Genomic DNA, 20,299 nt, shown 5'->3' with positions numbered 1-20,299 from the left:
CACGGCGGCAACGGCATATTCACCGTTGCCAGTTGAGGACGTTACGGAAGAACGACAGCTTGCAACAGCCCCTTCGGGCTCAATCTCGAATGACCCGATTGGACTATGGGTATCGGTCAGCTCACTCGTTGGAGTGATCGCAGGTCGCAAGCCTTGCCAAGCGCGACACGGCAACTCTGGCCGCGCGCGTCATCACGGAGCGCTACCGTTCACCCGGGTGCAGCAGCCCGCAGCGGCCTCGAAATCCGCCAGGAAAGCGGCAATTCGGGCAAGTCTTCCCACTCACACGAGTGAGTCATGCTGACGCACCGAAGCTGTCGCAAGCTTGTGACAAGCCTAGGCGAACACCTGCCCCTATGGAGGGGATTCGGCGACGTAGGGTTCTCCCCATGGCACCGAAGCGCCCCCAGGCACCCCAGCCCCCAGGCAACACCGGAGCTCCGCGCGGCGAGCGCCGCGGGTCACCGCTGGACTTCGCGGGACACGGAGTGAAGTTCCTGGGCGTCAGCGTGCTCTCCGGAGTCCTGCTGGCGGGCCTCGCGCTGCCCGCCGTCGGCGCGCTCGGCCTCACCGCCAAGGACACGGCGGAGAGCTTCGAGAACATCCCCGACGATTTCAAGACGCCGCCGCTCACCCAGGCGACGCAGATCTTCGATGCCAAGGGCGGCCTGATCGCCAAGGTCTACGAGCGCGACCGCACCGTCCTCACCGCCGACCAGATGTCGCCCTTCATGCGGCACGCGCAGGTCGACATCGAGGACGCCCGCTTCTACGAGCACGGCGCCGTCGACCTCAAGGGCATCCTCCGGGCCGTCAGCAAGAACGCCGAGAGCGGCACGGCCTCGCAGGGCGCCTCGACGCTCACCCAGCAGTACGTGAAGAACGTCAACGTCGAGAAGGCCGGCGACGACCAGGCCGCCGTCCTGGAGGCGCAGCGCAAGACCCTGGGCCGCAAGATCCAGGAGCTCAAGTACGCGATCAAGCTGGAAGAGGACCTGACGAAGGACCAGATCCTCACCAACTACCTCAACATCACCTTCTACGGCCACCAGGCCTACGGGGTCGAGGCGGCGTCGCAGCGCTACTTCAGCAAGAGCAACAAGGACCTCACCATCGCCGAGGCGGCCACCCTCGCCGGCATGGTGCAGAACCCGTCGTCGTACGACCCGGTGCGCTACCCGGACAACACGGTCAAGCGCCGCAACGTCGTCATCGACAAGATGCTCGAGAACAAGCACATCACCCCGGACCAGGCCAAGGAGGCGAAGGCCTCCCCGCTGGGTCTGAAGTACAAGGACCCGCAGAACGGCTGCATCACCGCCCAGGCCGGCATGGGCTTCTTCTGCGACTACGTGCGCCACGTGATCAAGCAGGACCCGACCTTCGGCAAGTCCACGGCGGACCGCAAGAAGCTGTGGGACACCGGCGGCCTGAACATCTACACGACGCTCGACCCGGACAAGCAGGCCGCCGCGCAGAACGCCGTCACCAAGAAGGTCAACGTGACCGACTCGGTGTCGGCCGCCGCGACCATGATGGAGCCGGGCAGCGGCAAGATCCTCGCCATGGCCCAGACCCGCCCGTACGGCCTGGACCCGAACAAGAACCAGACCGTGGTGAACCTGAACGTCGACGCGGCGATGGGCGGCGGCAACGGCTTCCAGACCGGTTCGACCTTCAAGCCGATCCTCGCCGCGGCGGCCCTGGAGTCGGGCATGTCGCCCACCCAGGCGTTCCCGTCCGAGAACAAGATCGAGTACCCGAGCATGTCGACCTGCTCGGGCACCTGGAAGAACGTCCCCCAGCCCGGGCAGGGCAAGGCCACGGTGAAGAACGAGTCGACGGGCGAGGTCGGCCCGTACGAGCTCAAGCAGGCCATGGCCCTCTCGGTGAACACCTACTTCGTCGAGATGGAGCAGCAGACCGGCCTCTGCGCGATCAAGCAGATGGCCAACAAGCTGGGCATCTCCCAGTCGGCCCAGGGCGGCGAGTTCAAGGAGGTCCCCTCGATGGTCCTCGGCTCGCTCGAACTCAGCCCGCTGACCATGGCGAACGTGTACGCCACCTTCGCCGCCCGCGGCAAGTACTGCACCCCGATCGCGATCAACAAGATCAGCACGGTCGACGGCAAGGACATCAAGGTCCCGCAGTCCCAGTGCAGCCAGGCCTTCTCCGAGAACACCGCGGACGCGCTCAACACCATCCTGCTCAACGTGACCGAGAAGGGCACGGCCGCCGCCCTCGGCCTCGACGACGGTCGCAAGATCGCCGGCAAGACCGGTACCACCGACGAGAAGAAGGCCGCCTGGTTCAGCGGCTACACCCCGTCGCTCGCCACCTCGGTCTGGCTCGGCGGCCCGGCCGGCGGCGTGAAGATGAAGGACATCACCATCGGCGGCAAGCACTTCACCGAGGTGTTCGGCGCCGACGGCCCCGGCCCGATCTGGCAGATGGCGATGAACCAGGCGCTCAAGGGCACGCCCCTGGAGCCCATCCAGACGATCAACATCCCGGACCCGCAGCCCAAGCCGGACCCGAACGCGACCGCGCCCGCCAGCCCGCCGGCCGGCGACCCGAACACCCAGCCCGGTGCCAACCCGCCGCCCCCGGCCAACCCCGGCGGCAACCCCGGCGGCGGCACCAACGCCGGCGGGATGATCGGCGGCGGCTTCACCTTCCCCCCGGGCTTCATCGGCGGGAACGGAAACGGCGGCAAGCACGGCGGCGGCGGTAACGGCGGCACCGGCTGAGCCGACCGCCCGGCCGACAACGAACGCGGAGGGCGCCTACCGAGATCACTCGGGAGGCGCCCTCCGCGTTCGTTGCTGCGCGGCTCCTGCCGCTGTGCCCGGACCGGGGCTCAGCCGGCCAGCGCGGCCTTCACCGCGGCGGCGACGCGGCCGCCCTCGGCCAGGCCGTCCACCTTCGGGCGCACCAGCTTCATCACGGCGCCCATGCCCTGCGGACCGGTGGCCCCGCTCTCCGCGACCGCGGCGGCCACGATGGCGGTGAGCTCGTCGTCCGAGAGCTGCTTGGGCAGGTAGGAGGCGAGCAGCTCGCCCTCCTGCCGCTCCCGGGCGGCCTGGTCGGTCCGGCCCGCGGCGTCGAACGCCTCGGCGGCCTCGCGGCGCTTCTTCGCCTCGCGGGTGACCACCTTGAGCACCTCGGCGTCGGACAGCTCGCGCTTCGTCTTGCCCGCCACCTCCTCCGCGGTGACCGCGGAGAGCGTGAGCCGGATGGTGGACGAGCGCAGCTCGTCCCGGTCCTTGATGGCAGCCGTGAGGTCCTCCTGCAGCTGCGCCTTGAGCGTCGTCATGGCCCCGAGTCTCCCACCTGCGGCGTTCGGGTGCCCGGCATTAACGGTCACGGGCCACGGACAGGCCCTGCGGACCGGTCCGGTAACCCATTAGAGTGGTTACATGACCGAAGGTGCCGAAGCCTGGCCGACCGTCGTCCCCGGGCTGCTGCTGACCGCACCGAGCGGCACCGGCTTCCACTTCGACCCCGGCGCGCTCTGCCTCGAACTGCTCACCACCGGTGGCCCCGGCAGCCACGCCCGCTGGGAGGTCCTGCACCGACCCGACGACCTCACCGCCTGGCTGCCCGCCTCGCGGCTGCGCCTGCCTGCGGACGCCGTCCGGATCACCGACGCCCAGCTCACCGCCGCCCGCACCCTGCGCGACGCCCTCTGGCGGCTCACCGCGGCCAGGGCCCGCGGCGAACGCGGCGCCGCCGCCGACTACGCCGTCCTCAACCGAGCCGCCGAACACCCCCCGCTCGTCCCCAGGATCGCCCCCGACGGCACCGCGGCGCCCCCCTGCCCGCCGACGGCGACCAGTTGGCCTCCACCGTCGCCCGGGACGCGATAGCCCTGCTCACGGGCCCGCACGCGGACCGCATCCGCGAGTGCGGCGCGCACAACTGCTACCTGATCTTCGTCGACACCTCCCGGCCGGGGCGGCGGCGCTGGTGCTCCATGGAACGCTGCGGCAACCGCAACAAGGTCCGGGCGCTGCGGGCCCGGCGGGAACCGGAGCAGCCGGAGTAGCCGGGGTGCCCGCGCCCCGGCCCGCTTCCCCGTCCGCCTCCCACCCCCTTCCCCATCCGCCCCCCTACCCGCATCCCATCCGGGCGGACGGACGTTCACCAGCTGATCCGCCGTCTGAGAGCATGGAACGATGCGACCGCTGTACTCCGTCCCCCTCGGAATCGCCGCCACCGGCGCCGCCTGCCTCGCCTACTCCGCCGGGTACGAGGTCCGTTCCTTCCGGCTGCGCCGGGTCGAGGTCCCCGTCCTGCCCCGGGGCGCCCGCCCCCTCCGGGTACTGCAGGTCTCCGACATCCACATGGTGAGCGGCCAGGGCAAGAAGCAGCGGTGGCTGAAGAGCCTCGCGGGCCTGCGCCCCGACCTCGTCGTGAACACCGGCGACAACCTCTCCGACCCGCTCGGCGTCCCCGCCGCCCTCGACGCGCTCGGGCCGCTGATGGAGTTCCCCGGCGTGTACGTCTTCGGCTCCAACGACTACTACGGCCCGGCCCGCAAGAACCCGGCCCGCTACCTCCAGGCGATGCGCAGCGGCATCCACGGCATGAACAACCCCGACGGCACCGGCAACCGCGGCATCGTCGGCGCCGTCCACAACCCCTGGGAGAAGCTCCGCGACGGCTTCGACGCGGCCGGCTGGCTCGACCTGACCAACACCCGCGGCCGCCTCACCCTCGGCGGCCTCGACCTCGAGTTCACCGGCCTCGACGACCCGCACATCCGCCGCGACCGCTACAGCGAGGTCACGGGCGGCCCGTCCGCCGACGCCGACCTCTCCCTCGCCGTCGTCCACGCGCCCTACCTGCGCGTCCTGGACGCCTTCACGGCCGACCGCTACCCGCTGATCCTCGCCGGCCACACCCACGGCGGCCAGCTCTGCATCCCCTTCTACGGCGCCCTGGTCACCAACTGCGACCTCGACGCCAAGCGGGTCAAGGGCCTCTCCACCCACACCGCCGGCGGCCGCCGCTCCTACCTCCACGTCTCCGCCGGCTGCGGCACCAACCGCTACACCCCCGTCCGCTTCGCCTGCCCCCCCGAGGCCACCCTCCTCACCCTCACCCCGGCCGCCCGCTGACCCGCCCCGGACGCCCGCCGGGAATCGGATTTCGTGTCTCGGCGAGCGTCCGGTAGAGTTCTACTCGTCGCGAAGGAGACGGAGCGACAAACAGAAAGACCGGGGTGTGGCGCAGCTTGGTAGCGCGCTTCGTTCGGGACGAAGAGGCCGTGGGTTCAAATCCCGCCACCCCGACCCAGTAGTAGCAGGTAAGGGCCCTGCCGGAGAGATCCGGTAGGGCCCTTCCTCGTTGTGCGTGACTAACTGCGTGACTAAGCCTCAGAGGTTTCGGAAAACAGATCGTCCATGACCGTCGCCCCGGTCTGAATCACCGGACGGATCTGGTGCCGGTAGACCTCCTCCGTGACCGTCGTGCTGGAGTGGCCGACGAGACGGGAGATCTCCTCCAGGGGCACGCCCCTGTCCGAGAGCAGGGACACGAAGCTGTGGCGTAGCTCACGGGGCGTCCAGTCGGCGGCGTTGATCCCGTCCGCCTTGGCGATGGCCGTCCGGAAGGCCCGGCGGACGTGGGACGGGTCCAGCTCGGTACCAACGGCGGAGTGGAAGACGAGGTTGTTCTCCTCCCACTTGTCGCCGGCGGCGAGGCGGTCCCACCCCTGGTCCACCCAGTGGTCCCAGAGCGCCTCGACGCACCGGGAAGGGAGCGCGATCGTACGGCGGGACTTGCGGGTCTTGGTGTCGCCGCCGGCCCGGACCGAGCGCCACACCGCCATGTGGGGCGGGATCGGCGGAACGGCATCCGGCCGGCCCTTGAGGAACGTGTGATCCCAGGTCAGCGCGCGAAGCTCCTCGGTGCGGGCCCCGGTGAGCAGGGACACCACGATGTAGGCGTACATGGAAGTCTTCTCTGCCGCCCTCAGGACGGACTCGGCCTGAGCGAACGTCAGCGACTTCGACGGCCGACCGGGCTGGCCTGTGGGGACGGAGCACAGCTCGACCACGTTGCGCTTCACCTTGTCCCGGGCCATGGCGCGCTTGACGGCTCGGTTCAGACAGGAGTGGAGGCCCTGGAGGGTACGCGTGCTGAGGGTCTTCGCCTTGGCGGCCAACCACCTGTCCACGTCCTCTGCGCTGAGGTCCCGGAGCTTGCGGGCGCCGAGGGCCGGGGTTACGTGGGTTCGGCACAGGATCGTGCAGGTCGTCACGGTCTGGTCGTCGCGACCGGCGAGGCCGTAGGTCAGCCAGTCGTTGACCGCGTTCTCCACCGTGTAGTTGGTGGGCGCGATGGCCAAGCCGTCCTCGAAGTCCCGCAGGACCTCCTTCAGCTTGTTCTTCGCTTCGGTCTTGGTCTTGCCGCTCCCCCGCTTCACGATCCGCTTGCCGCTTGGATCGAAGCCCAGGCTGGCGGTCGCAATCCAGCGCTGCCGCTTCTCGTCCCAATGGAGCCCGCCGTCTCCCCGGCTGCGTCGGGTGGTCACTGCTTCCCCCTCGCTTCGCGCTCCAGCAGCGCGACGTATTCGGTGATGGCGGCGGCCGGGATCAGTCGGCTACGGCCCTCGTGGACGGTCCGGAGACGGCCCTCGCGGATCAGCTCGTAGATGACGCTCCGGCTCATGTGCAGGAGCTCCATAACGTCAGCCACTCGGTAGAGCACGGGCGTGGGAAGCTGCTCACGGCTCCTGTACCGCGGGCCGGCCGTGACGGGTGTGACACTGTGACGGCTGTGACTGGTCATCCCTGTCCCCCCGTCTCGACCGGGACGGCGTAGCCGCCGGCCCGCCTCAAGAGCTGAGCATCGTTGGCCATGCGCGAGCAGGTCTGCCGGACGAGCGCCGGCTCCAGGCCGGTCCCCTCGGTGATCTGCTTCGGCCTGGCCCCGGGGTTCGCGCGCACGTAGCGCAGGATCGCGGCGCGGGTGTCGCCGATGGTGTGGTCGGCCGCGGTGCCTTCGAGGAGCTGCCAGGCACCCGCCTCCGGGTGGAAGCGGAGCGCGTACTCGGTCTCGTCCACGTCGCGTCCGGTGACGTGAAGGACCCCGTCGGCCTGGCCCCGGGCGCGCTTCAGGACCAGGGTCGCGTCGGCGGCACCGGCCAGGCCGTTGGTGCCCGAGACCTCGGCGAGGAAGTCGTCCGAGCCGGCCTTGCGGACGTGGTGGACGAGCACGATCGCGATGCCGTAGTGATCGGCGATCCGCTTGGCGTGCCCCACAGCCGCGTAGTCCGCGTCGTAGGCGGAAGCACCGGGCATGGACGGTCCGCGCATCTTCGCGAAGACGTCGATGATGACCATCCGGGCGTCCGGGTGGCGCTCGACCCACTGCGCGATGGCCTCGCTTCCGCCCTGCGGCAGCGCCGGGCACGAGGTGGCGAGCGTCAGCGTGGACGGCGCCGGAGCGGTACCGAGGAGCTTGCGCATCCGGGTCTGCAGCCGACGCGCGGTGTCCTCCAACGCCAGGTACAGCACCGGACCGGAGTCCACCGGGACCCGCTCAAGGGCCTGGCCGCCTGCGGCGACCGAGAGCGCCAGTCCGAGCGAGAGCCACGACTTGCCGACCTTGGGCGGCCCCGCGAGGAGGTTGACCCCCTCCGAGATGATGCCGGGCACCGCCCAGCGCGGCTCGGGGAACTGGGCGGCCATCAGCTCGTCGGCGGTCCAAGCGGTACGGATGCGCTGCTGCGCAGGCTGCAACGGCAGCGGCTCCGGCGAGCCGGCTCCCGGGATGTACGAGGGCTCGCTCACGCCGCCCTCCCCCGCGCGACCGTACGCGGACGCTTGGCCCCGGCGCGGAAGCCCGAGGCGACGGTGGCGCGGGCTTCCCGCTCGGCCAGACCCTTCGCCAGGGCCGTTGAGACGAGCCGCTCGGCGATCTCGGAGGCGGACAGCTCGCCACCGGCCACGAGCTGACCCAGCGCCACGGAGGCGAGGTACAGGGCTTGGTTCCGCTGCCCCGGGCGGGCGCTGGTGACGCGCTCCAGCTCACGTCCCTCCGCAGCGTCCAGGTAGGCGCGGTGGCGGTCGCCCGCGGTCAGCTTGGTGGTGACGTGCACCTGCGGCGGCAGGGACCTCGGCACGAGGAGCTCACGGATCCAGTCCGGCAGCGGCGCGGGTTCTTCGTCGCGGAGCACCAGGTAGCGGTTGCCGTCCACCGTGCTGCCGGCGCCGACCACGTAGCCGCCACAGGCCCGGGTGTCGACCTTCCACCCGAGGACCGAGGCGGTGTTCCGCAGCTCCACACCCGCGGGGGCCGCGAAGTAGAGGTGGAGCCCGCGGCGGGTTCGAACGGTGTGGGTCTCACCCGGGAACGGCTTCCCGGCTCGCTCGGCGAGGTGAGCAAGGGTGTCCCGGCCGTCAGCCACGACGGCCGGTGTCCCGGCTGGCGGCCGGTCCTGGCTGTGCTTGGGGACGTCCAGGTCGATGACCACCAGCCGGGAGGGACCCGTGGCGACACCGACGTTGTAGCGGCCCGCGGTCCAGCACCGGGCGGCGCGCCAGCGGTCGATCGTGGCGCGCGATTCCCAGCCCCTGACCGCGGGACGCTTCTCGCCGGGCACCAACGGGAAGACGTGCCAACCGCGTTCGATGGCCTTGAATGCGGCCCGCAGCAGCGGGGAGGGGGTGGTGTGGTGCATCCTTGGAGCACCTCCTTGTTCCTGGATGGGATGGAGGCCGGGGCAGCGGGCTTCCTGATCCGTCGTCTGCTGCCCCGGGTATGGCTGACGCATCAGCAACCGGCCGTGCTGCCGGTCGGGCGTCGGCTGTCACCGAGTCGACTGGTGGCTCAGTGGCCGGCCGTGGTGAGTGCGGTGAGCAGCGCGTGGATGGGGCTTGCCACCACGGTCGCGGCGGCGGTGAAGCCCGAGAGCCAGATCGCAGCGGCGGCGAGGATGCTGACTCGCTTGGCCCAGACAAGGACCGCGGTGATGGCGAAGAAGATCAGTGCGGTGGAGACGGTGACGGCCATGGCCGGACTCCCTTCGTGAGGATGTCAGCGGGCGCCGGCCCACAGGCGGCGCGCGAGGTTGTACAGGTGGCGTCCGACGCGGATGCGCTTGCCGATGCCGTCGCAGCGGCGGCAGTGCTTCCCGCGGGAGGGTCGACCGCGGCGGTCGTACTTGAGGTGAAAACCGAAGCCGCGACACCTGCGGCAATCGCCGAACGGGCTGGCCACACAGAGCAATGCGTAACCAAGCGTGATGAGCAGCAGGCCGGGGCTAGCGGACAGCAGGGCGCTGGACATGCGTCCTCCCTGGTGTTTACGGGCACCCCGAGATACGGGGCGCTAGGCGATAGATCCCTGTTCAGGGCGGTTTGAGCGTGCTAGCGGGGCCGCTAGGTCTAGCGGATGCCGGTGCTAGACCTAGCGCCGACGGAGGTCAGGCCGCGTCGCCCTTCTGATCACGCTTCGTAGTGGCGGCAACGATGTGAGCGCGGGTGATGCCGCGCCGGTTGGCGCCCTTGCCGTCCTCGGCGGTGCCCCAGACCTGGCCGGTGCTGATGCCGTGCGGCTTGAGCGCGGCGGTCAGCTGGTCGGGCGCCCACCCGGCGTAGACCTCCGAGCGGAGCTCCGCGAGTCGGGCGACGACGGTCTCCGACCACACCTTCGCCTCGGCGGCCGGGACGACGGCGAGGATGTCCGCCAGCAGGTCGTAGGACGGCCCGGCTGCCGACTCGCTGTCCTTGCCGGCGGCGTATCCGGCGAGCAGGCCGGCCCGCTCTCGCACTGCTCGGGCGCGGGTGGCGATGGCTTCGGCCGTGGGGGCGTCGACGTTGACGGCCCGCACGATCCGGGCGTCCGCGCCTTCGCCGACGAAGTAGGCGATGCCCTTGTCGGCCCACGCGAACGTGGTGGCCCGGATGCCGTTGCGGTAGGAGCTGGTGCCCAGGACCATGTCGTTCTCCAGCTGGCCCATGACCTTGAGGCACAGCCGGACGGAGGCGTTGGCGCTGATGCCGGTCGGCAGCGACTTGGCGTCCGGGCGCTGCGTGGCGAGCAGGAGAACGATGCCGGTCGCCGGACCGCGCTTGACGAGGTCCGTGCAGATCTCCTCCAACTCACGCCCATAGAGCTGGTGTTCAAACCACTTCTGGCACTCGTCGACGCCGATGACGATCGGGTGCAGGCCCAGCGACTTCTTGTCGGCCAGCTCGCTGGTGACCTTGGACTCCGGGCAGATGTCTCGCGGAAGGGAGCGAATCACCTTGGCGCGGCGGCGCAGTTCCTCGCGGATCGCGCGCATGTCCTCCAGGGCGTACTTGATGTCCTCGTCGTCCTCGCCGGCCCGGTGGCGGTGCGAGACCTTCTCCCCGACCGGGTCCAGGTCGCCGGTGCCTTTGAGGTCGTAGGTGTGCAGCTCGGCGCGCGGGTCCAGGGCCGCGATCAGCAGGAGCAGGCGCAGCAGGAAGGTCTTGCCCATGCGCGGGATGGCGCCGATGACGCCCGCGACGTACATCAGGGTGACGTCGACCCAACGACCGCGCTGGTCGGTAGCGAAGCCGACCGCCTTGAACAGGTCCACGGTCCCGGCCTTGAGCAGTGGCCACTCCGGCTGACGCGTCTTGTTCATGTCCTGGTCGCCGACCCAGAGTGCCATCATGCCTGGGTGCTCGCCCGCCATCGGCTCCGGCCACACGCAGCCCAGCGGCCGGCGCAGACCGGAGGCCAGCTTGTCGCGCTTCTCCATCACCTCGCCGACCGTGACTCCGGGCGGGAGCTGGACGTCGGCGCGCCATCCGGGCCCGTCGCGGGTGATCGGGGCCGTGAACTCCATGCGGCCACCCTTGGAGAGGTACTGGGTGATACCGCTGATGGCCAGCACGGACAGGGCCCGCTCCACCATCTCGGAGGTCAGTCGCTGCACCGTCGCCGCAATCACCGCGCGGGAGATCAGCGGCTGATCGGCCGGTGCGCCTGCTGCGCCGAGGCCGAGCACAACTGCGGCGACGAGTGCCAGTTGGATCCAACCGGGTGTGCTCAGCACCAGCAGCGGGACGAACGCGGCGGCGATCAGGACGTACAGGATGGTGAGCCAGCCGCGCGCGGCAACCCGCCGGTCGCGCTGACGGGTCAGCTTCAGGTACAGCTCGGCGTCCTCGGTGGCGACGGCGTACGCGCGGATCGGCTCGCCTTCGAGGTCGCGCGTCCAACGGCGGAACTCCCGCATCGCGCGGGACGCACCGCGGGGCGAGCGCACCGCAAGCTTGCCCGCGTAGGCAGGCAGACGGGCCGCGTGGAAGGCGATGGTGTGGGCATAGTGGCCCGCCGTCCAGCGAGCCGCTGCCTGGAACTCGGCTTTGCTCCGGAGCCAGGCCGGGACCACCGGTCGGCGCTTCTCCGCCTGGACGCGCTCCAGCCACCCCGGACCGGCGGGCGCCGGCTTGTCGACCGGGGCCGCGGGTGCGCTCTCGTACACCGAGTCCGTCTCCGGGTTGCCGTGGCTAACGGCCAGGGCCGGACCGGCGCTGTGCTGCTCGCCCTGGCCGAGGCCGGCCGGGCGGCCGGTGCGGTCGGCGTTCAACTCGGCTTCGAGGCGCTCGAACAGCTCACGCGCGTCGTCGTCCTCGTTGTCGTGGTTCACTGTGGATCCTTCCTCACATCGGTGGCGAAGGGGCCCGGAACGCGCTGTGCTGCCAGGCGGTGCGCGTTCCGGGAGTTCGTCGGCGTCTCAGAGCGAGCGCGACGTGTCGGCTTCGGCGACGACGTCCGGGACGTTCTCCGGCTCGACTCCGCCCGGCCGGTCCAGCTGCCACGGCTGCGCCCCGGCGGCGTAGTCCCGGGCAAGCTCCAGGAACGTGTGCGCCGCGAGGGCCAGCGACTCCGCGAACGCGAGGTGCGCGGCGGGACCGTCGAACCTCGGGTTCGGGCCGAAGATGTCGACCTCACCCGTCTCGGTCGCCAGTGTCAGAACGGGGCAACCGTCGGCCTGTCGCTTCCCGGTGACCGTGATCCCGGGAGAGGCGTGCACGTACGTCACGATGAGGCTCATCGCATAGTCCATTCAGCTTGGGGATGACTCGGTCACTTGTCGGTCGCACCGACGGGGCCGGATCGACGTTCCGTCCGGACGGTTCGGATCTGCTTGGCACCCCACTCGGGGGACATGCCGTGGGTCCGCCCAATCTCGGTCGGCGAGGGAACGCGGCCGTCGGCAAGGGTGCGCCGGATGGAGGCCCGTGCCGCACGGCGTTTCGCCTCCATCGCGACGTCGTCCGGCGCGCCCGGTACGGAGGTTGTACGGGGCGTACGTGGTGCGCTTGTACGGCCTCTGAGCTGGCTGTATGGCGTTGTACGCCCTGCCGGCGGCACGGCCGGTGCAGAGCCGCTAGCGTCGGCCTGAAGGAGTTCGGCGACCGGACGGGCAACGGCGAAGCCGGCTTCCACAGCGGTCCGCACATCGGTCGTCCCCAGCGTGGGCCAGCTGGCGGCTGGCCGGGCGAGCAGTTCCACGCCGGCCCGGTCCCCCGGGCGCAGGTGCTTCGCCACCGACCCTGACGCCTTGGCGTGTGCGGTGAGCAGGTCCGCAGTAACCCCCGGCTCGGCACCGTGCACCGCCCGCCAGGCCAGCGCCCACAACTCCTCCGGCGTCAGCTCCGAAGGCAGCGCGCTGGACAGCCACCTCGCGGTCTGCGCCACCTTGCGGTGATGGCGCCTCCGCTGGCGGTCGCGCCGCGCCTGGCGCGGGTCGCCGGCATCCTGCCGCTGCGAGTGCAGGTACATGTGCCAGGTGATCGGCGCGGCGAGCGAGGCGCACGCGGCCACGACCGCGAAGCCGGTCCCCCACATCTGCGCGCCGTGGGTGAGATTGATGCCCGCGGCAACCAGGGCGGCAACCCAGATGCCTGCGTGGTGCACTGCCGCGGATAGGCCGCGCGCGTCCCGCACCCGGCCTTGCAGTGCGAAGACCCACGTCAGGGACTCCAACGCACCGCCGCCGGCCAGCGCCATCGGCAGCGGCCAACGCTGGGCGAGGAAGCTGATCTGCCCCGGCAGCGCCACCACCACGAACAGTGCGATCACCGCCAGAGTGGCCAGCAGCACCGCACGGCCGAACAGGGCTTCCCGGCGGGCGGCCCACCTTCGTGCCCGCTCGGAGCGCCGCCGCGCCCTGCGCCGCTCGCGCTCGGCCTCCGCGACCGCCCTCAACTCGGCTAGCGCCTCCTGGCGCCCCCGCTCGGCGGCCATACGCGCGCTCAGCGCCAGGGCCTCGGCCTCGGCGCGGTCCCGCCCGGCCTGTGCCCGCGCGAGCTCTACGGCGACCGCGTCCAACTGCCGTGCGGCCCGCGGACTGTAAACGGTCGGCCGACTCACGCGGCCCTCCCCGGCCGGAAAGACCGGCAGTCGGCGCAGCGTGTCACGAACGTGGCGGCGTCCAGCAGCAGCTCCGCGACGTACGCGACCAGCTCGGGCTCGTCTTCGCGGAGATCCGCCAGGATGCCCCGGGCAGCGTCCACGCGAACAGCGCGCTCAGTGTCGGACTCGCCCGCCCGGCCGACGAACAACTCACGGAGAAACTCCGGGAGTTGCTCGTCTGCCGACAGCGGGCTGGCCTGCTCTTCGAACTCATCAGCCCTGTCGGGCCGTCGATCGTGTAACGAAGTGCGCATGCTTCTCCTGCTCCTGGAGGGATGGAGAGAGCCAGGGCAGCGGGCTTCCTTGATCCGTCGACCGCTGCCGCCGGCAACGGATTACTCAGACGTGGATGCGCCGCGGGGCGGCCATCCGCTGCACGGCCTGGAAGGCCGCCATGACAGCAGAGGAGGACCCGAGGCCGACCAGGAAGGCCAACAGCCAGCCGCCCCCAGAGGCCAGCTCGGCTCCGCCGCCGAGCGTCGCCACGGCGAACGCGAAGGTGCGGACGCCCCACGACGCCACACTCCCGCCGTCCGGCTCCGACTCGGGTCGGCGGCCCACCAGCTCCAGGTCGTAGCGCCGAACCTGGCGCAGCTCCCCGCCGGAGAGCTGGATCACCACGACGCTGCCGTCCGCCTGTTCGGCGGCACCGGCCACCGTGCCCAGCGCCATGTCGCTCCGGTCGCGGACGACGTCACCGATTGCGAGTCGCATTTTGGCCCCCCTCGGGATCGGAAGCGGATCCGGCCGTGCGCAGCCGCCCGCAACTCCTCAAGAGATCCTGTCTTCAGGTCCTCTTTAGGAGTTGCCCATGACTATGAGCTACGCCACCCCAACTCGTCAAGTCCTCTTGAGGACTCGTATGCTGGTGTCCGCTAGCCGACTAGGACGGTGATCACCATGGCGAAGGCGTACGAGCGCATCGCGGACGACCTGCGCCGGCTCATCCGGGCCGGCGAGCTGAAGCCCGGCGACCGGTTGCCAGCAGAGACGAGCCTCGTCGAGCGGTACAGCAAGAGCCTCCCGACCATCCGCCAGGCCTTGGCCCTCCTCCAGTCCGAAGGGCTGATCGAGAAGCAGCACGGCCGCGGCAACTTCGTCCGCAAGGCCCGCAAGCTCGTACAGCGCAGCAACGACCGGCACCAGTGGGAGAAGGACCGCGCGCGCGGCTCGCTGACGGAGCGCCAACAGACTGGTGCGACGGAGCGCGACACCGGGCTGGAGCTGGACGACCTGGTCTTCGCTGCCGAGTACCAGCGGATCACCGCGGACGCAGAGTGGGCCGCCGCCTTCGGAGTGGCGGAAGGAACGACGCTGCTGGAGCGCACCTTCCGTACGCGCTACCGCACGGAAACGGCCCCCTTCAACCTCACCCGTTCGTACCTGGTCCACGACATGATCGCGGGCAACCCCGACCTTCTGGACGCCACGAAGGAACCCTGGCCCGGCGGGACGCAAAACCAGCTCCACACGGTCGGCATAGAGGTCGACCGGATCGTCGAGCGCGTCACCGCGCGGCCGCCGACGGCCGAAGAGACCGAGGAACTGGAGTTGCCGCCCGGCACCGCCGTCCTGGTCCTGCGAAAGACATCCTTCGACGTCAAGGGGCGCGTCGTGGACATCGCTGACGTCACCCTCCCGGGCGACCGCACGGAGCTGACCTTCACCACTCAACTGGAAAGGTGGTGAGGGCCGTGCAGCGGCACATCATCATCGTCACTGCCGTCCACCCGCCGGCCGCGCCGTTCCTGCCGGACGCCTACAAGTCGCTCTGCGAGCAGGAACTACCGGAGGGCTGGGACTGGCTCTGGCTGATCCAGGAAGACGGCAAGAGCGACCAGGTCGCCCCCTACGTCCCCGACGACGTCCGGATCAGCTTCCGCCAAGGCCGACCGGGTGGCGCGGGCATGGCCAGGACCATGGCGCTGGCGCGGGCCGAGGGCGAGTACGTGAAGGTGCTGGACGCCGACGACATGCTGGCCCCCGGCGCCCTCGCCCGCGATATCGCCGCGCTCACCTCGAACCCCGAGATCGGCTGGACGACCTCGCGCGTCCTTGACCTGCTCCCGGACGGCTCGTTCGTCGGCTTCGACCAGGACCCGCCCGCCGGCCCCATCGAACGCGGCGCCGTCCTGGATCACTGGAAGGCCCACGGCTACCGCGCCCAGGTCCACCCGGCGACGCTCTGCATCCGGCGCGACCTGCTGCTGGCCCTCGGCGCCTGGATGGCCCTCCCTGCCTCCGAGGACACCGGCCTCCTCCTCGCGCTCAGCGCGGTGAGCCGCGGCTGGTTCTCCCCGGAAGTCGGCCTGCACTACCGCAAGTGGCCCGGCCAAGTGACCAGCCAGGCCGCCCACGTCGACAGCGCCGAGCGCGAGGCCCGGATGGCGGTCATCGAAGCCAGGGCGGAGCTGCTCGCGGGGCTGGCGTGGCAGTACCCCGCCGTGGCCTGAGCAATTCGTCCCGCGGCCGGAACAGCAAGAGCCCGGACACCTCTCCGTCCTGGAGATGTGTCCGGGCTCAGCCGTAGTCAGCGCCTCAGGACCGGGGTGGCCTGGCCGGCCTACGGGCGCGATCGGCCCGGAGCGGCTGCACTTCCCCTCCCTGTTCGAAGTCCGTCAGCCGAGTGCGCTGGGCTGAACAGAAGCCTGCGCGTTCGTCTCCGTGCCGCCCGTATGGGCCGGACGGATCCTGATCATGTGGGGCTCCGCAGGCTCCAACAGGTCGCCGACGTACAGCGCCAGCGTCCAGCTGCCCGCCCTCCGCACCTGACCCGCGATGAATCCCGCCGCACCGGGCCGGCCGAGGCCGCACTCAATGAAGTCCCGGTGCCATGCCCACACCGTCAGCTGGTCGACCTCCCCGAGCAGTGCCGCAAGCGCGTCGGGGAGCCGGTCGAACTCCGCCTCGGGCATGATGCCGTCGATCGAGGCCACGACCGGGCCGAAGGCGTTGGTCTCTCCACCGTTCATGCTGGGCATCGGCGTGTTCTCCTCGACCTCTCGCTGATGCTGCGCGGTCTGGTCAGCGCTCACGACGCGCCCCCATCCGCCGGGGCAACCAACGCCCAGACCGACTTGCCCACACCCTCACGGGGGAGCACGCCCCACTCCTTCGCGAGTTGGTCAACCAACCTCAGACCGCGGCCGGACTCGTCCTCACTGCCCGCCGTGCGCATCTTCGGGAGCCGCCGGCTGGCGTCGTGAACCTCGATGCAGAGCAGCCCGGGTTCCATGTCGAATCGGACGAAGATCAAACGGCCTGGCACCCGAGCGTGCTGAAGGGCGTTGTTGACCAGCTCGGACAGGACCAGCTCGCCGGACCTCAGGAACAGTTGCCCGTCGTCGACGTCGGCCAGAAACTCTCGGAGCAGACTTCGGGCCGCGCCGACGGACTTCTGGTGACGGGACAGCCATGCCTGAGACCTCCCGCTGTGCCCCGTCACTTCCCGGCCTCCGTCAACTCGGCTCCGCCGGTCGAGAAAACCGCCTCGGCTCGATCGCTGGGGAGCACCAGCAACACGCCCATCACAACGCGTCCGGCGCTGTCCACCGACGTGCGCTCGATCGCCAGGACAGGAATCCGGGCGACGATGCGAAGCGCGTCAGCCTCCCTGGCGCTCGGAAAGCGCGCGGTGACGCGATCGGCAGTCGCCGTGCACGAGATGCCGCGCGCGAGCAGATGCGCGCGGATGTCGTCGCCCCAGGGCGACCACGGAGCTTCCGGGAGAGGAGCGTCCAGCGCACGCGGCACGTAGACACGCGCCAGACTGCACACGCGACCGGCCAGCTCGCTGAGGTAGAGACGCTCAACCACCGGGGTATTGGCGCGGACCCGGAGCAACGACTGGAGCTCACCCGCCGCCTTGACCTCGGCCACCTTGACCTTGATCCGCAGCGCAGACGAGTGAGCCGTCGGCGGGCCCTGCGGGTGGCGGCCGCCAGCGTAAGTGATCGGCTGGACTGGGCGACGAACGAAGTTCCCACTGCCGTGGAACTTCTCGATCAACCCTTCGGACTGGAGCTCCTCCAGAGCCCTGCGGAGGGTCGGCAAGCCGACTTCGTAGGTCGTGGCGAGCTCGCTTTCCGGGGGCAGCTTGCTGCCGGCTGCGAGCGCCCCGGAGCCGATCCGGCGCCGGAGGTCGTCGGCCACGCGCGTGTATCGGACAGCCATGCCGCGCTCACCTCCTCCGGCTGTCATCGGTGGAACCGCGGTACTGCGGCAGGGCGGGACAGATAAGGTCGAACACGCTGATCAGCTCCCATACAGCTGACGGCACTGCCCCGCGACGGCGACTGCATCGTCCGTCGCGGGCGCATCCATGCGGACGGCGGCCCATGCGATCAGGCCGCGGCTGGCGCTGCTGACAAGTCCGAACTGGTCGGCTGTCTCCAGCAGCGCCAGGAGACCTCCCCACGACTCGACCATTGCCGAGTCCGGCACCTCCATCTCTATGCAGGCGTGATTGCCGTGATCCTTCATCTGCGGATCGAGCCCGAGGGCCAGGAGACCAGCAGCGATGCCGTCAGCACGTGCCCGAGCGCACGGGAACACAGGACACCCCTCCGTAGCTTCTTGGCCACTCAGAGCGAATCTAGTTAACTAGATTAGACCTAGTGGACTAGATTTTCCATATGCGTGAGCAACCTCCGTACCTGCGCATCGCAGACGCCCTGCAAGAGCGCGTCGCCAGCGGGGAATGGGCACCGGGCGACCGTCTGCCCTCGCGCGCTCAGCTCGCACGCGAGTTCGGCGTGGGTGACAATGTCGTGCGTCGCGCGCAGGAACTGCTCATCCTCCAGGGCGCTTTGGAAGGCCGCGCGGGCTCGGGCACCTTCGTCGCCGAGCCGCGCCAGCGGCTGCGACTGGTCCGCTCCCGGGCGCGCGAGGACCGCGGAGGCTCTCCCTTCCAGGCCGACATGACCAGCCTCGGCCGGCGGGGTACCTGGGAAAGCCGCACCGACGCCAAGGTTCCGGCGCCGGCTGACATCGCGGCCCGCCTCGGCATCGCCGAGGGTGACCTCTGCGTCCGCACGTCCTACGAGTACTTCGCTGACGGCAAGCCGATCCAGCTGTCGACCAGTTGGGAGCCCTACGAGCTCACGGCTGGCACGATCGTCGTCCTGCCGGAGGGCGGACCTCTTGCCGGCCGCGGCGTGGTCAGCCGCATGGCGGAGATCGGCATCACGGTAAGCCACTTCACCGAACAGCCCGAGCCCCGGCACGTGACCGACGAGGAAGCCTCACTCCTCGGCGTGCAGCGCGGCTCGCTCGTCACGCACATCCGCCGCACGTACGTCGCCGACGACGGCCGTGCGGTCGAGACAGCCGACATCGTCCTCCCCGCAGGCCTCTGCGAACTGGTCTACGAGGTACCGATCAACCCCTGAGCGACCGCGGGTCTCCGCACGCAGCGGGATTCGCTTCCGTCCGGGGTCCGGCTGAAACATCGGGCGCAGCCGTCGCAGCTGTCACAGTGTCACGCGCCCGTCCCGGGGGCCACAACGCCAGCCGGCCCGCCCCCCAATGTTTCAGCCTGCATGCCCACAGCGCGAGCCGACAGACCTGCGCCAAGTCAGCCGTTCGTAGGGCAGCCCATCCCGTCCAACTCCTAGAATCCCCAAGACATCAAGAGAACTTCATGTCTTGGGGGCGACATGGCCGCGGCCGAGCAGCTTGTGACGATCGCAGCCGTCCTCGTGGGTGCGCTGACAACGCACCTCACCAACCATGCGATGGAGCGGCACCGGAAACAACACGAGCTGCTGACCAGGTGGGACGAGAAGAAGCTCAACGCGTACGAGGGCTATATCGACAAGATCAGGTCGTGCGTCTTCCTGGCCGTCCAGCTCTACGAGCACAAGGAAGGCATCCACACGAGCAACAAGGGCGAGCACGAGCTCATCGCTGGGCTGGCGGACGCCGGCTGGCAGCGTGGCCGCGCATTCGAGCGCATCATGCTCCTCGGCGGCGACGAGGTCGTAGAGGCAGCACACCAGCTCAACGCGGCAGCCATCGAAATCGACTGGCAGGCCGGCGGCAAGGTCCACGGCACCCTCGACGAGTGGCGCGCCCGCAACCGCGCCATTTTCGCCGCCATCAACGAGTTCCACAACGCCGCCCGCCAGGACCTCGGAGTCCAGGGCAAGGTCACCGGCGAGAGCCACCCGGAGCGCGACCTGTTGTTGCCGCCCCCACGGGGCGGCTCGAATAGCAACCAGTCATGATGACAGGCGCCGCGGGCCCGCATGCCTGGTTCGGCCACACTGCCGAATTCAGCTCCACCAAGGCAAAGACGCGCGCGCGGCGCACAGCGCCGCGCGGCACCCGCTCGGCCGGCCCTGCCTCGATGAGCGGCAGCGAGAAGCATGGGGCTCCGCCCCAGACCCCGGCCCTCTCTCGGAGGGGGAGGAGGCAAGGCGCACGGGTGCATCGATCGTGGGGTGATCGTGGTGGGTCGCGGGACGGTTCCCTCCTCAACCGGACACCCAAGGGCATACCAGGAACCCCCAGGGGCGGCGAAGCTGCCCGATCGAGGAGGGAACCGTCCCACTCGGCGTAAGTCGTCCGGCGGCATCCATGACGAGCTCAAGCCATACGAGACCATGAAAGAACGGCAACCCTAGCCCTGGGCGGGCGGTTGAGGGCGTCGTTTCCGAGCTCGCGAACGGTGCCGAACGCGTCCTTGAGAGCGCCGTTTCCGGGCTCGCGAACGGTGCCGAACGCGTCCTTGAGAGCGCCGTTTCCGGGCTCGCGAACGGTGCCGAACGCGTCCTTGAGAGCGTCGCTTCCGGGCTCGCGAACGGTGCCGAACGCGTCCTTGAGAGCGCCGTTTCCGGGCTCGCGAACGGTGCCGAACGCGTCCTTGAGAGCGCCGTTTCCGGGCTCG

The 20,299-nt window shown here is 70.1% G+C and carries 25 protein-coding genes and 1 tRNA gene; 9 read left to right on the top strand and 17 right to left on the bottom strand.

Features of this window, described 5'->3' with window-relative positions; all coding sequences use genetic code 11:
* The first annotated feature begins 389 nt into the window (after positions 1 to 389).
* A complete protein-coding gene (locus tag ACFV4G_RS25495) occupies positions 390 to 2,750 on the top strand; it encodes a transglycosylase domain-containing protein (RefSeq protein ID WP_380444189.1) in 2,361 nt (786 codons plus the stop codon).
* 110 nt (positions 2,751 to 2,860) lie between these two features.
* Here the strand turns inward: ACFV4G_RS25495 and ACFV4G_RS25490 are convergent, their stop codons facing one another.
* Positions 2,861 to 3,316 (bottom strand): GatB/YqeY domain-containing protein, encoded by a 456-nt coding sequence (locus ACFV4G_RS25490; RefSeq protein ID WP_380444187.1) that lies wholly within the window; start codon positions 3,314 to 3,316, stop codon positions 2,861 to 2,863.
* Between the two features lie 103 nt (positions 3,317 to 3,419).
* Between ACFV4G_RS25490 and ACFV4G_RS25485 the strand changes: the two genes are divergently transcribed.
* The 4 genes from ACFV4G_RS25485 (at position 3,420) to ACFV4G_RS25470 (ending at position 5,297) form a co-directional block, all read left to right on the top strand.
* A complete protein-coding gene (locus ACFV4G_RS25485; protein ID WP_380444185.1) occupies positions 3,420 to 3,869 on the top strand; it encodes an ABATE domain-containing protein in 450 nt (149 codons plus the stop codon).
* Positions 3,839 to 4,048, top strand: a complete 210-nt coding sequence (locus tag ACFV4G_RS25480) for a CGNR zinc finger domain-containing protein (RefSeq protein WP_380444183.1) — start codon at positions 3,839 to 3,841, stop codon at positions 4,046 to 4,048. Before ACFV4G_RS25485 ends, ACFV4G_RS25480 begins: the two co-directional genes overlap by 31 nt.
* A gap of 130 nt (positions 4,049 to 4,178) precedes the next feature.
* Complete coding sequence (locus ACFV4G_RS25475; RefSeq protein ID WP_380444181.1) at positions 4,179 to 5,123, top strand: metallophosphoesterase; 945 nt, start codon at positions 4,179 to 4,181, stop codon at positions 5,121 to 5,123.
* Between the two features lie 100 nt (positions 5,124 to 5,223).
* Positions 5,224 to 5,297 (top strand) — tRNA-Pro (locus ACFV4G_RS25470).
* A 77-nt stretch (positions 5,298 to 5,374) separates the two neighbouring features.
* Here ACFV4G_RS25470 and ACFV4G_RS25465 read toward each other — a convergent pair.
* The 11 genes from ACFV4G_RS25465 to ACFV4G_RS25415 form a co-directional block, all read right to left on the bottom strand.
* A complete protein-coding gene (locus tag ACFV4G_RS25465; RefSeq protein ID WP_380444179.1) occupies positions 5,375 to 6,541 on the bottom strand; it encodes a tyrosine-type recombinase/integrase in 1,167 nt (388 codons plus the stop codon).
* A complete protein-coding gene (locus ACFV4G_RS25460; protein WP_380444177.1) occupies positions 6,538 to 6,798 on the bottom strand; it encodes a helix-turn-helix domain-containing protein in 261 nt (86 codons plus the stop codon). Before ACFV4G_RS25460 ends, ACFV4G_RS25465 begins: the two co-directional genes overlap by 4 nt.
* Positions 6,795 to 7,802 carry an AAA family ATPase gene (locus tag ACFV4G_RS25455; protein ID WP_380444175.1) on the bottom strand — a complete coding sequence of 336 codons (1,008 nt, stop codon included), beginning with the start codon at positions 7,800 to 7,802 and terminating at the stop codon, positions 6,795 to 6,797. The genes ACFV4G_RS25460 and ACFV4G_RS25455 overlap by 4 nt, the downstream gene beginning before the upstream one ends.
* Positions 7,799 to 8,692 (bottom strand): bifunctional DNA primase/polymerase, encoded by an 894-nt coding sequence (locus tag ACFV4G_RS25450; RefSeq protein ID WP_380444173.1) that lies wholly within the window; start codon positions 8,690 to 8,692, stop codon positions 7,799 to 7,801. The genes ACFV4G_RS25455 and ACFV4G_RS25450 overlap by 4 nt, the downstream gene beginning before the upstream one ends.
* Positions 8,693 to 8,841: 149 nt before the next feature.
* The gene (locus ACFV4G_RS25445) at positions 8,842 to 9,024 is read right to left on the bottom strand and encodes a hypothetical protein (RefSeq protein WP_380444171.1); all 183 of its coding nucleotides are present in this window, start codon (positions 9,022 to 9,024) and stop codon (positions 8,842 to 8,844) included.
* A gap of 24 nt (positions 9,025 to 9,048) precedes the next feature.
* A complete protein-coding gene (locus ACFV4G_RS25440; protein WP_380444169.1) occupies positions 9,049 to 9,300 on the bottom strand; it encodes a hypothetical protein in 252 nt (83 codons plus the stop codon).
* A gap of 136 nt (positions 9,301 to 9,436) precedes the next feature.
* The gene (locus ACFV4G_RS25435) at positions 9,437 to 11,638 is read right to left on the bottom strand and encodes a cell division protein FtsK (protein WP_380444167.1); all 2,202 of its coding nucleotides are present in this window, start codon (positions 11,636 to 11,638) and stop codon (positions 9,437 to 9,439) included.
* A gap of 87 nt (positions 11,639 to 11,725) precedes the next feature.
* Entirely contained in the window at positions 11,726 to 12,046 is a 321-nt protein-coding gene (locus ACFV4G_RS25430; RefSeq protein WP_380444165.1) for a hypothetical protein, read from the bottom strand.
* Between the two features lie 32 nt (positions 12,047 to 12,078).
* A complete protein-coding gene (locus ACFV4G_RS25425) occupies positions 12,079 to 13,368 on the bottom strand; it encodes a hypothetical protein (RefSeq protein WP_380444163.1) in 1,290 nt (429 codons plus the stop codon).
* Positions 13,365 to 13,664: a hypothetical protein gene (locus tag ACFV4G_RS25420; RefSeq protein ID WP_380444161.1), complete on the bottom strand. Its 300-nt coding sequence runs from the start codon at positions 13,662 to 13,664 to the stop codon at positions 13,365 to 13,367. The genes ACFV4G_RS25425 and ACFV4G_RS25420 overlap by 4 nt, the downstream gene beginning before the upstream one ends.
* Positions 13,665 to 13,749: 85 nt before the next feature.
* The gene (locus ACFV4G_RS25415; protein WP_380444159.1) at positions 13,750 to 14,124 is read right to left on the bottom strand and encodes a hypothetical protein; all 375 of its coding nucleotides are present in this window, start codon (positions 14,122 to 14,124) and stop codon (positions 13,750 to 13,752) included.
* Between the two features lie 186 nt (positions 14,125 to 14,310).
* On the opposite strand from ACFV4G_RS25415, the gene ACFV4G_RS25410 reads away from it, so the two are divergent.
* Both ACFV4G_RS25410 and ACFV4G_RS25405 read left to right on the top strand, forming a co-directional pair.
* Positions 14,311 to 15,099 (top strand): GntR family transcriptional regulator, encoded by a 789-nt coding sequence (locus tag ACFV4G_RS25410; protein ID WP_380444157.1) that lies wholly within the window; start codon positions 14,311 to 14,313, stop codon positions 15,097 to 15,099.
* A gap of 5 nt (positions 15,100 to 15,104) precedes the next feature.
* Positions 15,105 to 15,863 (top strand): glycosyltransferase family 2 protein, encoded by a 759-nt coding sequence (locus tag ACFV4G_RS25405; RefSeq protein WP_380444155.1) that lies wholly within the window; start codon positions 15,105 to 15,107, stop codon positions 15,861 to 15,863.
* A gap of 165 nt (positions 15,864 to 16,028) precedes the next feature.
* Here ACFV4G_RS25405 and ACFV4G_RS25400 read toward each other — a convergent pair whose 3' ends face one another.
* The 4 genes from ACFV4G_RS25400 to ACFV4G_RS25385 all read right to left on the bottom strand — a co-directional run bounded on the left by ACFV4G_RS25400 (position 16,029) and on the right by ACFV4G_RS25385 (position 17,892).
* Complete coding sequence (locus ACFV4G_RS25400) at positions 16,029 to 16,445, bottom strand: hypothetical protein (protein WP_380444153.1); 417 nt, start codon at positions 16,443 to 16,445, stop codon at positions 16,029 to 16,031.
* On the bottom strand, positions 16,442 to 16,855 hold the full coding sequence (locus tag ACFV4G_RS25395; RefSeq protein WP_380444151.1) for an ATP-binding protein: 414 nt from the start codon (positions 16,853 to 16,855) through the stop codon (positions 16,442 to 16,444). The genes ACFV4G_RS25400 and ACFV4G_RS25395 overlap by 4 nt, the downstream gene beginning before the upstream one ends.
* Positions 16,852 to 17,562, bottom strand: a complete 711-nt coding sequence (locus ACFV4G_RS25390; protein WP_380444149.1) for a GntR family transcriptional regulator — start codon at positions 17,560 to 17,562, stop codon at positions 16,852 to 16,854. Before ACFV4G_RS25390 ends, ACFV4G_RS25395 begins: the two co-directional genes overlap by 4 nt.
* A gap of 102 nt (positions 17,563 to 17,664) precedes the next feature.
* Positions 17,665 to 17,892, bottom strand: coding sequence for a hypothetical protein (locus tag ACFV4G_RS25385; protein WP_380444147.1), 228 nt, complete (start codon positions 17,890 to 17,892; stop codon positions 17,665 to 17,667).
* A 152-nt stretch (positions 17,893 to 18,044) separates the two neighbouring features.
* On the opposite strand from ACFV4G_RS25385, the gene ACFV4G_RS25380 reads away from it, so the two are divergent.
* Both ACFV4G_RS25380 and ACFV4G_RS25375 read left to right on the top strand, forming a co-directional pair.
* A complete protein-coding gene (locus ACFV4G_RS25380) occupies positions 18,045 to 18,800 on the top strand; it encodes a GntR family transcriptional regulator (RefSeq protein ID WP_380444145.1) in 756 nt (251 codons plus the stop codon).
* 267 nt (positions 18,801 to 19,067) lie between these two features.
* Positions 19,068 to 19,637 carry a hypothetical protein gene (locus ACFV4G_RS25375; protein ID WP_380444143.1) on the top strand — a complete coding sequence of 190 codons (570 nt, stop codon included), beginning with the start codon at positions 19,068 to 19,070 and terminating at the stop codon, positions 19,635 to 19,637.
* A 361-nt stretch (positions 19,638 to 19,998) separates the two neighbouring features.
* Here ACFV4G_RS25375 and ACFV4G_RS25370 read toward each other — a convergent pair.
* A partial coding sequence (locus tag ACFV4G_RS25370) for a hypothetical protein (RefSeq protein ID WP_380444141.1) occupies positions 19,999 to 20,299 on the bottom strand: 301 nt, incomplete at its 5' end.

The sequence above is a fragment of the Kitasatospora sp. NPDC059747 genome (assembly GCF_042732955.1).
Taxonomy (GTDB): domain Bacteria; phylum Actinomycetota; class Actinomycetes; order Streptomycetales; family Streptomycetaceae; genus Kitasatospora.
Note: the sequence above shows the minus strand (reverse complement) of the source record. Positions and strands in the feature narration are given on the sequence as shown.